Origin of the sequence: Flavobacterium shii (assembly GCF_025847235.1) — a bacterium.
In the GTDB taxonomy this organism is placed as follows: domain Bacteria; phylum Bacteroidota; class Bacteroidia; order Flavobacteriales; family Flavobacteriaceae; genus Flavobacterium; species Flavobacterium shii.
In genome coordinates this window covers 96,713-111,114 of record NZ_JAOZEW010000022.1, presented here as the reverse complement: position 1 = coordinate 111,114, position 14,402 = coordinate 96,713, and the positions used below count along the sequence as shown (strand labels likewise).

The window sequence follows — 14,402 nt, the reverse complement described above, 5'->3', positions numbered from 1 at the left end:
CCAATACTTTTTATTGACTATTTTTGGTTTATTTATTAATATGCTGATTATAAGTTTTTTGCAAGCTTACGTTTTTATCATCTTTACGTATTTAGCTAGTTATTTTGTCTTGGATTACCTGAATTTACAGGGAAATCTCTTTGGCTTGTCTCTAAAACCATCTGTTATTCACTCAACATTCTCTCTTAGGTTCCTCCTTTAGCCCTGATAGTAGCGAAAATCCTTGTCCTTTTTTCTTTAAAAAGGAGAAGATTGAAGCGGATAGAAGGAAATAGCTCCTGAAATTAATCGAAACGAATTGCTTTGACTGGCGAAATCTTCGTTATTATATAGGAAGGAATTAATAACACCACAAAACAAACCGTTATAGTAAGCAGATTCAACAATAACACATATCCCCAATTAAGATAAAATGGCGCTTGAACTAATACTTCTTGAGATAACTATACATGGGAAATATGTATTAAAAAGTAAAAATTATGTAAACTTCACTAAGTTGTTCCTTCGTAAATTTACCAAAGGGATTGATTCTGCTGAAATGTAACCCTTAAAAAACAGAGCATTGGGATTGATAAAGCTAGTTTGTTCCCAAAAAAGACAAAGCATCGCAGAAACATATCTGTCGAATAGATTTATAAAATGGTAATAATTCTCAGTTTAAAAAAAATTGGGAATTACCATTTTGTAATTTTCATCTAAAAAAAACAAAAACTATTATATAAAAAAAGAGCCAATAAATATTGGCTCTTTTTTTATATAATTTGAATAAACAACTTCGTGTTTTAAAATTGAAAATTTTACTTATCCTTTCAATGCTTCTGCACCACCAACGATTTCTAAAATCTCGTTTGTAATAGCTGCTTGACGTGCTTTATTATAAGTTAATTTCAATTGGTTTCTTAAATCTGTTGCGTTATCTGTTGCTTTATGCATTGCAGTCATACGAGCACCATGTTCTGAAGCAAATGAATCACGAATACCTTTGTACAATTGTGTTTTTAATGATTTTGGAATCAAAGTCAATACAATTTCCTCTTTTGAAGGTTCAAAGATATAATCTCCTGACGAAACTGGTAAATCTGATTTTATAGGAGCTAAAGGCAAAAATTGTTCCGTTTGTACAATTTGTGTCGCAGCATTTTTGAACTGATTGTAAATCAATTCAATTTTATCATATTTTCCTGTTAAGAATTGTTGCGTTAAGATTTCAGCAATTTCAGCTACATTATCAAAAGTCAAATCATCAAAAACAGCACTTTGATTATCTATTACTGAATGTGTTTTGCTTAAAACGTCATTTCCTTTTTTACCAATTGCAAAAATATCAACTTGTTTACCAGCATAAAATTCAGAACGTGCTTTTGCTTCCTTAATTACATTGGTATTAAATGCACCACATAAACCTCTATTAGAAGTTATTGCTACAATTAATACTTTTTTTACTTCACGTTGTGTAGTAAAATCTCCTCCTATATCACCATCAAGTGTTGCAGAAAGATTTTGTAATAATTCCGTTAATTTCTCGGCATAAGGACGCATCGCTGTGATTGCATCTTGTGCTTTCTTAAGCTTTGCAGCAGAAACCATTTTCATTGCCGATGTAATTTGCATCGTAGATGAAACGGAAGTAATTCTATTACGGATTTCCTTTAAATTTGCCATTTTTTCTAATTAGAAAATGTGACAATCAGTTAATTAGATAATTAAAAAATCTTGAGATATTCTAATTATCTAATTGCCTAATTATCTTATTAGTTATATTTTGCTGAAATTTCTTTTGCTACTTTTTCAATAACATCAGTAATGTTATCGTCAAGTTTACCTGCTTTAAGTGCATTAAGAGTGTCTTTATGCTTGCTGTTAAGGTAAGCTAAGAAATCTGCTTCAAATTCTTTTACTTTATTTACAGGAACGTTTCTTAATAAGTTTTTAGAACCAGCGTAGATAATTGCTACTTGATTTTCAACTGTATAAGGATCATTCAAACCTTGTTTCAAGATTTCAACGTTTCTTTTTCCTTTTTCAATTACATTTAAAGTTACAGCATCTAAATCAGAACCAAATTTAGCAAACGCTTCCAATTCACGGAATTGTGCTTGGTCTAATTTTAAAGTACCTGATACTTTTTTCATTGATTTAATTTGAGCATTACCTCCAACACGAGATACAGAGATACCTACGTTGATAGCAGGACGAACTCCTGAGTTAAACAAATCTCCATCAAGGAAAATTTGACCATCTGTAATCGAGATTACGTTTGTTGGGATATATGCAGAAACGTCACCAGCCTGAGTTTCGATAATTGGTAAAGCAGTTAATGAACCACCACCTTTTACGATTGACTTGATAGAATCTGGTAAGTCGTTCATGTTTTTAGCAATTCCATCATCTGCAATTACTTTACAAGCACGCTCTAATAATCTACTGTGTAGGTAGAAAACGTCTCCAGGATATGCCTCACGTCCCGGTGGTCTTCTTAATAAAAGAGAAACCTCACGGTAAGCAACAGCTTGTTTAGATAAATCATCATAAACAATAAGTGCTGGACGACCAGAATCTCTAAAATATTCTCCAATTGCAGCACCTGCGAAAGGAGCATAAACTTGCATTGGAGCTGGATCAGAAGCATTAGCTGCAACAATAACTGTATAAGCCATTGCACCTTTTTCTTCTAACATTTTAGCAATTCCTGCTACAGTTGAAGCTTTTTGCCCAATTGCAACATATATACAAAATACAGGTTTTCCTGCATCGTAAAATTCTTTTTGGTTCAAGATAGTATCCAAACAAACAGTAGATTTTCCTGTTTGACGGTCACCAATAACAAGCTCACGTTGTCCACGACCAACCGGGATCATAGCATCAACTGCTTTTACTCCTGTTTGTAATGGCTCAGTAACTGGCTGACGGAAGATAACACCTGGTGCTTTTCTTTCTAAAGGCATCTCGTATAAGTCTCCACCGATTGGTCCTTTTCCATCAATAGGAAAACCAAGAGTGTTTACTACACGACCTACCATTTGCTCACCTACTTTAAGAGAAGCAATACGTTGTGTTCTTTTTGCTGTTGAACCTTCTTTGATTCCTGTTGATGGTCCTAAAAGTACCACACCAACATTATCTTCTTCAAGATTCAATACAATAGCTTCAAGTCCGTTATCAAATTCAACTAACTCACCATATTGTACATTCGATAACCCGTAAATACGAGCAATACCGTCTCCAACTTGAAGTACTGTTCCTACTTCCTCTAGCGTAGCACCAGATTCAAAACCTTCTACTTGCTTTCTTAATATTGCTGAAATTTCAGCAGGTTTGATTTCCGCCATCTTAATTTATAATTTAGACACTTATTGTGTGATAAAACTAATTACTTAACTCTCTTTTTAATACTTGTAATCTATTGGCAATTGAAGCATTGTATTGCTTATCACCTATTCTTAAAATAAATCCTCCAATAATTGAAGCATCTACTATATTCTCTATCGTTATTTTTTTATCTGATAAAGTTGCAATTTTAGCTAATACTATAGCTTCAAGTGCAGCATCCATAGGAATTGCAGTAGTAACTTGTGCTACTTCTACTCCATTGCTTTCATCAAATAATTTGCTGTATTCTACTGCTATTGCATCTAGAATTTCGAATCTTTTGTTTTCATACAATAAATGAAACAACCCTTGAGTTACACCATTTACATTAGCAAAAACTTCTAAAAGTGCTTTTTCTTTAACTTCAACTTTTGTTGTTGGGTTTTGAATAAAAGTACTTAATTCTGCATTTGCATCAATTGTTGAAGCAATAGATTCCATATCGTTATTTACAGCTTCGGCAACACCTTTTGAGTTTGCTAAGTCTAGAATTGCTTTTGCATAGCGAATTGCTGCTCTTGTACTTGCCATAATTACTTAGTTTAACTTTACGTCACCTAACAATTTCTCAACTAATTTAGTTTGAGCTTCTTTGTTAGATAGTTCTTCTTTCAATAATTTTTCTGCAATACTCAATGATAATGTAGAAACTTGTGATTTCAATTCAGCCATAGCTGCATTTTTTTCACTTTCGATAGCAGCTTTAGCTTGCTCGATCATTTTTTGACCTTGCGCTTGTGCTTCGGATTTTGATTCTGCAATCATTTGCTCTTTCATCTCGCGAGCTTCTTTTAACATAGCATCACGTTCTGCACGCGCTTCATTAAGAATCCTTTGGTTATCTGCTTGAAGATTTTGCATTTCTTGTCTTGCATTTTCAGCAGAAAGTAATGCGTTTTTAATTCCTTCTTCTCTATCATTAACTGCATCAAGAATAGGTTTCCATGCAAACTTTTTCAACAAAAGTACCAATCCAACAAATATTACTACTTGCCAAAAGAACAAACCGAATTCAAACTGATTTATTAACTTATCCATTATATATAATTATAAATTTTAAATTATGACTTTTTAAAATGCTATAGTAAGCAATTTTTAATGTTTTAATTTTAAAACGATAGTTTCAACCAACCGTTGAAACTACCATCTTTTTGTTTTAATTAAGCTGCAAATAATGCTGCGAAACCAATACCTTCAATAAGTGCAGCTGCAATAAGCATAGCTGTTTGGATTTTTCCTGAAGCTTCTGGTTGACGAGCAATAGCGTCCATTGCTGAACCACCAATTCTACCAATACCTAAACCTGCTCCGATTACAATTAATCCTGCTCCTACAATAGTTGGAATTTGCATAATATATATATTAAAAATTAAACATTCTGATTTGATGTTGAATCGTTAATTTGTTTTTCGTTTAACCGATTAAACAACTAACAATTAAACGATATTAATGATGAGCTTCGTCGTGATGATGCTCTTCTACAGCTGAACCGAAGTACAAAGCTGATAACATTGTAAAAATATAAGCTTGTAAAAATGCTACTAAAATTTCTAGAATAGAAAGTACAAACGACAATCCGAAAGATAAACTACTTCCGATCCAGCTTTTAAAAATAAACATTAAACTAATAATACTCATCAATACAATATGTCCTGCAAAAATATTAGCATACAAACGTATCATTAATGAAAACGGTTTGATAAAAACTCCCAATAATTCTATTGGTGCTAATACAATTCTCATCGCTTTTGGCACACCTGGCATCCAGAAAATGTGACTCCAGTAATTTTTATTTGCTGTAAGATTTGTAATTAAGAAGGTTAGAATTGCTAACGAAAATGTTATTGTTAAATTACCTGTAGCATTAATTCCTAGTGGTGTTAAACCGAAGATGTTTAAAAACAAAACAAAGAAAAAGATAGTCAATAAATAACTCATGTATTTCTTATAGTGTTTCACTCCTATATTAGGTATTGCAATTTCGTCACGGATGTATAATACAACTGGTTCGAAAATTCTACCAGCTCCAGAAGCAATTCCTCCGTTTTTAGTATATGATTTTGCCAAACTGCTAAACAACCAAATCATTAATAAAGCTGCAGCCAAAATAGATATTACAGTTTTAGTGATTGAAAAATCGATTGGACGAACATTTGTTGGAAAACCAGTTTTCTCGTCTTCGGTTATTTTTCCCGAAACATCTGTTCTGTATATTTTACCATCATGGTGGTTTATTACATAATAATTACCATTTGATTCTGCAACAGCTTTTCCATGTTCAAATTTTGAAGAAGAAAAAATGTGCAAACCATTATCCCAAAGAATAACTGGTAATGGAAAACCATAATGCTTTCCTGTTACATCATCCTGAGTAAAAGTAAAATCATGAGAATCTAAAACGTGATGTTTTATAAAAGCTTTGATTTTAGACTTTTCGTCTGTTGGTTCTGTATGCGCTCCTTCGTGATGTCCTTCTGTAGTAGCCTCATGAGCTACTTCGGTTACTGCTTTTGTCGAATCCACTTCTGAATTTGCAAAGCTCATTAAAGGAAGACACGCTACTAAAGTCGCTATTATAAATCTAAGTGGTTTGTTTGAAATCACCATAACTGTTAAATATCTTATTTTTTTACGTTTCTAAAATTTGGTGCAAAGGTACATTTTTTATTAATATTCAAAAGGATAAGAAAAATTATTTTTGAACCTATTTTTAAAGAACCCTTATTTTATTGCTTTTCGTTTAATATTCGGATAGTTAAAACGGTCTCAATTAACAAAAACAAAATAAATGTTATAAAAAAATTCGTTTTCTCTATTGATGTGTTCTGAATTTTATCTTGTAAAATTGGTCTTAAAATTAAATAACAAAGTACCATCTGAAGGCTTGTTCCTAAAAGAAATGCCATTCCAACATTGTCAAAACTCTTCTGTTTTACAGTCATTAAAACAATAAAAAGTACACTTGCGATTGCAAAAAACAGTAAATATAAAGTCTCCACATTATAATGAAAACCCTGATCATTTATTTTAAAAACATAAAAAGCAAGTTTATGGAGTACATAAACAACTGCTGATAAAATAAATAAATTGAGTAATGGTTTGTAATTTTTAAAATTCATCATTAAATAGTTATTAGCCGCAAAGGTGCAACATTTATTTATTGGTGTTATTATTTAAATTACTTTGGTTTGTTAATTTCGTTTACCTGACGAATTACATTATATAATGCTATCACGACACCTACCATGACCAAAATCTTATTGTAATATACTTTGGGATTTGGGTGGTTTTCGTCTAACCAATGACCGAGATAGGAAAACAAAAATATAATCGCTCCCATCTGTATTGGAATGTTAATGAGTGCAATCCATTTATTTCTCTGATTTTTGTTTGGTTCCTTGTCTTTCATTTATTCCGTTTTTAGAATCCATCAACATTATACAAGTCGCACTAAAATCGGCGCCAGGTTCTACAGACAATCTTCCAACTGTAACTTCTCCATCGATTTTTGCGGTTGCTTTTACATTTAAAAGTTCTGTGACTTTAATTTTTCCGGTAAATTCTCCTTCAATATCGGCATTTAAACAAATGATATCTCCTTTGACTTTACTTGCGGGTCCGATAACAATTTTTCCTTTAGAAATAAAATTACCTATTAATTCGCCGTCTAATCTAAAATCGGCTTGCGATACAATATCACCTGTTATTATAGTTCCTTCGACTATTCTATTTGTTTTTCCTAGATTCTCTGTGCTAAATTTGGGGGCTTTATTAAACATGGTTAAGGGGTTTTAGGAGCTAGATAGGCTTCTAAATTTTTATTGATTTGTACTATACTATAATTTTCACTGGATATTATTATTGCTGGATATTCTACCAAATTATATTTTTTATTCTCTTTTAATATTTTGGCAACATCATTTGCATAAATTTCTGATTTTATACCATGTATGGTAACAAATCCAGAGTCTATGTCATATTTATCAAAAGAAATTGTAAGTTTCTGGAAGTTTTCGTCAGCAAGGAATTTTTTAATATTATCCTCAATTATTTTTCTTGCTTTTTCGTCTTTAATGCCAATTTTATATAGAATCTTCCAATTTTTTGTATCTGTACTTGTGAACACACGTTTCTCCAAAAACGGAATCTGATTCGTTAATATATCCTGCGCTTTTTTACCTTCCTCTGTATTTGGATAATTTTCGGCTACATTCTCAATTGCTTTTTTGTAAGCAACCAATCCTTTAGTTTTTCCTAATGTGTTTGCTTTTAACAATTCAAACTTAGATACAATTTCTTCTCCGGAATATTGATTGATAAGATTATCAATATTACTTAACATTTCTGCATATTGTCCTTCCTGAAATAGTTTATACCACTTCTGGTATTCTTTATCTGGTGTTTTACTAGCCGACTCTTCATCTAGGCCATTATTGTTTATAATTTGTGCATAACGTGAAGTTGGATAACGAGTAGAAATTTCATTTTTCATCGCTGCTGCTTTCGCAGGATTTGTAATCTCATAAATTTTATACAGGTTATACATTGATGGTAAAATCAATTTTTCTTCGGGATTATTACGCAATAATTGCTCTAACTTATTACTGGCCAAATCATATTCTTTGAACTTCTCTTTATAAATAAGCCCTAACTGATAGTATGAAAAATTACGTTCTTCTACAATACTGTCTACTGCCTGTTTATTTTTTGGAAGTTGTTTTACGTAAAAATCTGTGGTATATTTTTCAACTATTACCTCTTTTTTAATAGTATCATTTGCTACAACATCGGTCGATTTATCATCATCTGATGATGTATTGGATTTATTATTTGATAATCTCCAATTGCCACTTACAATTCTATTACCCCATAATTTCTTAAACTGTAGTTTTCCGTAAGCAACTGTAGATGGATTGTAAAAATAAAAAACACTGGCAGTCTCTTTTCCTGTTGGTGGTGCAGGAACCCCAGTTTTATCAGGGCTTCCAGGTAGTGCGCCAGGTACATTTAATGTTTCCAATCCACTAGCATTAGAGTTGCGCTCTATAATAGCCATCTTCTCTTTTTTCTTTTCTTCTAAAATACGTTTCGCTTCATCTGCCGTTTTTAGCTTTGCAATATAATCCCCAAAATATTTTATTCGAGCCGAATCCGGAAGTCCAACAACTGTTATAATACTATCATTACGTTTTGCAATTCCTTCATATTTTATTACATCATCCAAGTTTTTTCTCGTTTTCTGGATGTATACATATTCTCTGGTCTTTGGTTCCATTTTCACCAAAGTACTATCATAGTATTTTGCTGCCAATGTATAACTAGCTTTCTTAAAATACATATTCCCTATATTTCTATAAGCTGATGCCATCAAATAGGGATCTTTGGATTTTCTTTTTAAAGAGGAATTATAAAATTTTAATGCTGTTTCCTGATCCTGTTTTTTATCATAGAAAACTCCCATTTCATAATATATCACATCCAAGAATGGTCTATTTTCTCTATCCGCAACTAATTTATTGTATGTTTTTACAAATAATTCGCTGTCTCCGTTTTGATAATCAAATAACTGTGCTTTTTTTGCGTAAGCGTGTATTACGTATTTTCGCTCGGATCTCCTATTCATATCAATTACTGATTGATAAAAATAAAGTGCGCTATCTCTTTTGGATGTTTCCTGATATAATTGTCCTAGAATAAAACGATATCTGGCACGTTCTGGATTTTTTTTGGTAAACTGCTCCGCTACTTTAAGTTTCGTAATCGCGCTGTCCTTTTCTTCTAAATTAATAAAGGCTTCTGCCAATAAAGCATGTGCATCGGCATATACTTGCTTTTTAACTTTAACCCCTTTTAAAATTTTATAAATGTTTTTTATAACCAATTCATCGTTACCTAAACGCATATTGGTTTTCTCACGCCAAATTCTGGCTGTGTTAATATTACTGCTTGTTGGGTATTTGTATAAAATATAATTAAAAGCATCTAGTGCAGGTAGAAATCGCTGATCATAATATCGTGCCTGACCAAGCATTAAATATGCTTCATCGATTTGACTATTTTTCTCTCGACCACCGATATTCATCGAATGTTTCTGAATCGCTTTGGTAGCTTTAGTCTCGGCAAGTTGAAAATCAGGATTTTTAGTTTTTGTATCTGATGAACTTTCGTCTATTTGCATTCTTTCTACAGGCAATAATTTCCAAAAATTATCTGTATAAGTAGCTTCTATAGCTTTCATCCCTTTATCAAAACCAAGTTGTCCGTTATACAAAATGTTATATTTTGTACTCAAAGCGTGAGAATTTCTTGCTAAAAAAGTATCCTTTTTGGTAGAACAAGCTATCAAAAGGGAAATAAATAAGACCGGAAAAATGTATTTAAGGCGATTGTTTTTCAATGGGAAACATTTTTATCATTTAACATCTAAAAAAGCTTTTTAGTATAATGACTGGTAAAAATACGCTTCTTTTTGACATATTTATATTTAAACTGCAAAAAACGCCTCGAGCTCTTGAAGTGTTTCTCTCGAAGTTTCTATATCTTTTACAATTTCACCCTTATTTAAAGCCACAATTCTATCGCAAACTTCTACCGTATGCTGCAAGTCATGGCTAGAAACCAAAACAGTAACCAACTTATTATCAGATAGTTCTTTGATTATTTTTTTTAATCTGCTTACAGTTGTCGGGTCTAAATTTGCAAAAGGCTCATCTAAAACAATCACTTCGGGATTACCAATAAGTGTAGCTATAATTCCTACCTTTTTTTGATTCCCTTTGGATAAATCACGTAAATACTTTTTATTTTTAAGAATTTCTCCATTAAAAAATTCTTCATGTTTTAATAATAAGGCATCAATATCCGCTTTATTTTGTCCGCGTAAATCTCCTACAAAATAAAAATACTCTTCGGGAGTTAAATATCCTATCAAAAAACTTTCATCTAAAAAAGAACCTGTAAACGATTTCCAACTTTCGTCATTGTTTACCTGAATCGTATTTGTGGTGATATTTCCTGTTGATGGCTGGATCAAATCCAATAATAAACTAAAAAAAGTAGTTTTCCCTGCTCCATTATTACCTACTAATCCAAAACTTTGTCCTTTTGGGATTTCAAGATTATCTATTTTTAAAACTGTTGTCCCGTTATATGTTTTTGAAAGTTTACTTACTTGTATCATGGCCTAATTTTAGATTGTTGATTTTAGATTACATCAATTGAAGTTAATTATTTAATAAATTAATTCTTTTGTTTATAAGCACTTATGGTTGAATATTTTTCGATTTTATATCTTTTTTCGATTAGCAAAAAGACTTTATCCTTAAAAGCAAAACCAATTATTCCTGCAAGAGCAACTAATGCTAATCCTATATTTGGATTTCCGAGCCTAATCCCAATCCAGTATAATCCTAACGGTAACAACATTTTAGGCAACGTAAGCAACATTGCATTTACATTAAATGCCTTTTTATCTCCAAAAGCTCCACTTGTAGAAGTTAAATCAATTGGCGTTTTTGTAAATGCACCTCCCAAAAGCACTAAATGTGAATTGACTCCAATATTATAAATCGCCCCAACAACAATTGTTAGGTAAACTTTCCATCCAAAATAAAGATAAAATGATGCAATGATAGTCGATACAACTGTAGCAATAACAATTAGCCACCACTTGGAAGTAATGTATCCTTTGTATGGAATATTTTGTGTCATCATAAGTTGGTAATACGAACTGTCCCAGCTTGGTACAAATTGTCCGAAAGTAAAGAGAAATCCACCCGAAACAAAAATTCCAGCTAAAATTTGCATTACTGGTTGCTGATGTGTGTTTGCACTAAAAAACAGTAATCCATAAAGCAAAAAGAAAAGACTCATAATAATAGTCATCTTAGATCTTTTATTTCTTTTTATAAGTTTAATATCGTTTTTTAGGAAAGTTCCTAAAGTCCCAAATTGATTAAGCCATGTAAGATTTTCGGTTGCAGCAATATCATGTTTGTCCGAAAGTCCTGCATCTAGGTATAAGTTGTTTTTAAAATATTTAAAAGCCACATAATACAATCCAATCAAAACCAAAACCGGGACAAGAAAAAGTCCCTTCATGTTATAAAGTCCATTGAAAAACAGAACGGTATAATTCGTAATATTAAAGAAATTGTAATACTGTAAACCTCCTAATACAGCAATAATTCCAAGAAAAATAACAAACAATTTATCAATGTTACTTAATAAAATATTCAAAAAATTATTGATATAAATTAATGAAACAATGGCCGAAAGCCAAAATATAACACCTATTATATCATAACCTTCTATTAATAATATTATTGCAAAAGGAATAAAAAAGAAAGCATGAATGATATTGAAAAAAGATAAGGCTGTTTTACCAACTGAAAAATGAACAATGGTTTTCTTTTGGATTGCCAATGTTAATAGCGGCTTTATATTAAGCACAGGGATAGCTTGCATTAAAAGTCGAATTACCAAATCGAACAGGAAATAATAAAGCAAGAATTTATTTATAGAAAGCAAGGGATCCAAATTCATGTCTTTGAGAAGATAAAAAACACCTACTCCAAGTGCTATAAAAACAACAGCAAAATAAGCCACCAAAAATGCTATTACGATTTTCAATGCTACATTAACACCAAAAGATGCCGATCTTGAAAAGGATTTCCATTCGAGATAAATAAATTTTTTAATCATTTTTTAGGGTTTAGTTAGCTAGTAAGTATGTAAATGTAGGAAAACGTTACAAACAAAATAAAATATTACTCTTTAATACCTATCATTTAATAGCTGTTTGCTACTTTTGCAAAAAAATAATATCATGCCTTCATTCCTAAAACTCATAATAAAAGAAGTAAAACGCGAAACTGCGTCTGCGGTTTCAATACTTTTTAATGTTCCAGAAGAACTAAAATCAAACTATAATTTCATAGCAGGACAATACATTAATTTACGATTAACGCTAGACAATAAAGAACTTCGTCGCGCTTATTCTATTTGTTCCTCTCCAGAAAGTGGTGAATTACGCATTGCTGTAAAAGCTGTAAAAAATGGTGTTTTTTCGCAATTTGCAACTACAAAATTAAAAGCTGGAGATGTTCTTGAAGTAGGCAAACCAGAAGGTAAATTTACATTTGAGCCTGAACCGGAAAAACAAAAAAACTACGCTGCATTTGTTGCTGGAAGCGGAATCACTCCAGTACTTTCAATCTTAAAATCGGTTTTAAAAAGTGAACCAAAAAGTTCATTTGTATTGGTTTACGGAAACAAAACTGTCGAAGACACTATTTTTCACCAAGAATTACACGATTTACAATTGCAATATGTAGGGCGTTTATTTGTACATTATGTTTTTAGTCAAGCTAAAGCAGAAAATGCATTATTTGGTCGAATTGATAAATCGGCTGTGAATTATGTATTGAATAACAAACACAAAGAATTAGAGTTTGATAAATTCTATTTATGCGGTCCCGAAGAAATGATTAATACTGTTTCGGGAATCTTAAAAGAAAAAAATGTTAGAGAATCGGCTATAAAGTTTGAGTTGTTTACTTCTTCTACACAAGAAAATAAAATCGATACGTCTTTAGAAGGACATTCAAAAATTACTGTTTTAGTTGATGACGAAGAAGTTTCTTTCGAAATGTCTCAAAAACAAACTATCCTTGATGCAGCTTTAAAACAAGGAATCGATGCTCCTTATTCTTGTCAAGGTGGAATTTGTAGCAGCTGTCTTGCTCGTGTAACTTCAGGTACTGCCGAGATGAAAAAGAACTCAATCCTAACCGATAAAGAAATAGCCGACGGATTAATTCTTACTTGCCAAGCGCATCCAACATCGGAGTCTATTTATGTAGATTACGATGATGTTTAGTATTTAGTTACAGTTTTCAGACATATATTGAATATAAAATATAAATCCATAAAAAAGAGTTTGCAATGCAAACTCTTTTTTTATGTAACTGTAACTGAATACTGAATTATTACAACTGCGACTGAATACTAGAAACTATTCTCTCTGGTGAAATTGTTCGCATTACATCTTCATAACCAGGAACTATTTTATTTCCATAAACCGATGTTGGCAATAAAGGAAACTTAGTTCTGTCTGATGTCAGTGCATCTTCTAGTTTTTGATTAAATGGTAAGAATCCTGCGTAAGGATGTGTTGCTCCCCAAAGAGAAATTACTTTTACGCCTAGCATTGCTGCAATATGAGCATTACCAGAGTCCATAGAAAGCATTACATCAAGATTACTAATAAGTTGTAATTCCTGCTGAAACTTAATTTTTCCAGCCATATTAACAACGTTTTCATAAGGTTTGGAAAGTGAATCCAGAATTTCGATCTCTTTTTTTCCTCCACCAAAAAGCAAAATTGTATAATTTTTATTTTCAGCTAGTTTTGCTATTACTTCCTGCATCAAATCTAGAGGGTATACCTTGGATTCATATTGTGCAAAAGGAGCAATACCTATTAATTTTTGATATTTATCTCCAATTAAATCAACTATTTCCTGACTTAGAATTGATTTTGTAGGGAAAACAGGATTGGATAAATCCAATGGAAATCCTAGTTCTTCAAACACTTTTTTGTGTCGTTCAAACATAGTAGGCAATGGCTTGAAGATTTTATTCTCTGCACGCATTAATGCCTTTTTCTCTTCTCGGGCTTTATCAACAAAAGCAGTTTTTTTTCCGCTTAAAGCGAAAAAAGTTCGAACTATTTTAGAGCGTAAAACATTGTGTAAATCTGCAAAAGCATCAATATGAAGCTTTTTTAAATCTTTATATAAACGCACTAATCCCAGAAATCCTTTATGACGTTCTTTATCATCAAAAACAAAGAAAGTTAAATTAGGAATTCCATCAAAAAATGGTTTAAAGAAAGGGCGGGAAATTACAGTTAATTTTACCTCTGGATACTGTTTTACAAAAGTGCGTAAAACCGGAACCGTCATGGCAACATCTCCCATTGCGGAGAGTCTCATGACGGCTATATGCTTAATTGTATTGGACAATTCTGC

Annotated in this window: 14 protein-coding genes and 1 pseudogene; 1 reads left to right on the top strand and 14 read right to left on the bottom strand. The window is 31.9% G+C overall.

The genetic code is table 11. The features are described from left to right. Nucleotides 1–284: 284 nt before the first annotated feature. The 13 genes and pseudogenes from OIU83_RS18860 to OIU83_RS18800 all read right to left on the bottom strand — a co-directional run. Nucleotides 285–422 (bottom strand): annotated as a pseudogene (locus OIU83_RS18860) (ABC transporter permease); the annotation flags it as partial. A 379-nt stretch (nucleotides 423–801) separates the two neighbouring features. Continuing rightward, nucleotides 802–1,662, bottom strand: coding sequence for an ATP synthase F1 subunit gamma (atpG, locus tag OIU83_RS18855; protein WP_264207812.1), 861 nt, complete (start codon nucleotides 1,660–1,662; stop codon nucleotides 802–804). Between the two features lie 89 nt (nucleotides 1,663–1,751). Next, complete coding sequence (gene atpA, locus OIU83_RS18850; protein WP_264207811.1) at nucleotides 1,752–3,329, bottom strand: F0F1 ATP synthase subunit alpha; 1,578 nt, start codon at nucleotides 3,327–3,329, stop codon at nucleotides 1,752–1,754. Nucleotides 3,330–3,366: 37 nt separating this feature from the next. Then, nucleotides 3,367–3,900, bottom strand: coding sequence for an ATP synthase F1 subunit delta (atpH, locus tag OIU83_RS18845; protein ID WP_264207810.1), 534 nt, complete (start codon nucleotides 3,898–3,900; stop codon nucleotides 3,367–3,369). A gap of 6 nt (nucleotides 3,901–3,906) precedes the next feature. Then, nucleotides 3,907–4,407 carry a F0F1 ATP synthase subunit B gene (locus OIU83_RS18840; RefSeq protein ID WP_264207809.1) on the bottom strand — a complete coding sequence of 167 codons (501 nt, stop codon included), beginning with the start codon at nucleotides 4,405–4,407 and terminating at the stop codon, nucleotides 3,907–3,909. 122 nt (nucleotides 4,408–4,529) lie between these two features. After that, a complete protein-coding gene (gene atpE / locus OIU83_RS18835) occupies nucleotides 4,530–4,721 on the bottom strand; it encodes an ATP synthase F0 subunit C (RefSeq protein WP_077374818.1) in 192 nt (63 codons plus the stop codon). A 94-nt stretch (nucleotides 4,722–4,815) separates the two neighbouring features. Next, on the bottom strand, nucleotides 4,816–5,976 hold the full coding sequence (gene atpB / locus OIU83_RS18830) for a F0F1 ATP synthase subunit A (protein ID WP_264207808.1): 1,161 nt from the start codon (nucleotides 5,974–5,976) through the stop codon (nucleotides 4,816–4,818). Nucleotides 5,977–6,095: 119 nt separating this feature from the next. Further along, on the bottom strand, nucleotides 6,096–6,491 hold the full coding sequence (locus tag OIU83_RS18825) for a hypothetical protein (RefSeq protein ID WP_264207807.1): 396 nt from the start codon (nucleotides 6,489–6,491) through the stop codon (nucleotides 6,096–6,098). A 56-nt stretch (nucleotides 6,492–6,547) separates the two neighbouring features. After that, complete coding sequence (locus OIU83_RS18820; RefSeq protein ID WP_264207806.1) at nucleotides 6,548–6,778, bottom strand: AtpZ/AtpI family protein; 231 nt, start codon at nucleotides 6,776–6,778, stop codon at nucleotides 6,548–6,550. Beyond that, nucleotides 6,741–7,148, bottom strand: coding sequence for a bactofilin family protein (locus tag OIU83_RS18815; RefSeq protein WP_264207805.1), 408 nt, complete (start codon nucleotides 7,146–7,148; stop codon nucleotides 6,741–6,743). Before OIU83_RS18815 ends, OIU83_RS18820 begins: the two co-directional genes overlap by 38 nt. Before the next feature lie 2 nt (nucleotides 7,149–7,150). Then, nucleotides 7,151–9,715, bottom strand: coding sequence for a type IX secretion system periplasmic lipoprotein PorW/SprE (porW, locus tag OIU83_RS18810; protein ID WP_449757789.1), 2,565 nt, complete (start codon nucleotides 9,713–9,715; stop codon nucleotides 7,151–7,153). A 138-nt stretch (nucleotides 9,716–9,853) separates the two neighbouring features. Next, a complete protein-coding gene (locus tag OIU83_RS18805; RefSeq protein ID WP_264207803.1) occupies nucleotides 9,854–10,549 on the bottom strand; it encodes an ABC transporter ATP-binding protein in 696 nt (231 codons plus the stop codon). Between the two features lie 59 nt (nucleotides 10,550–10,608). Continuing rightward, a complete protein-coding gene (locus OIU83_RS18800; RefSeq protein WP_264207802.1) occupies nucleotides 10,609–12,072 on the bottom strand; it encodes a DUF5687 family protein in 1,464 nt (487 codons plus the stop codon). Between the two features lie 124 nt (nucleotides 12,073–12,196). Here OIU83_RS18800 and OIU83_RS18795 point away from each other — a divergent pair, with 124 nt between their 5' ends. Further along, nucleotides 12,197–13,249 (top strand): ferredoxin--NADP reductase, encoded by a 1,053-nt coding sequence (locus tag OIU83_RS18795; protein ID WP_264207801.1) that lies wholly within the window; start codon nucleotides 12,197–12,199, stop codon nucleotides 13,247–13,249. 109 nt (nucleotides 13,250–13,358) lie between these two features. On the opposite strand, the gene OIU83_RS18790 is transcribed toward OIU83_RS18795, so the two are convergent. Further along, nucleotides 13,359–14,366, bottom strand: a complete 1,008-nt coding sequence (locus OIU83_RS18790; protein WP_264207800.1) for a glycosyltransferase family 9 protein — start codon at nucleotides 14,364–14,366, stop codon at nucleotides 13,359–13,361. Nucleotides 14,367–14,402: the final 36 nt, after the last annotated feature.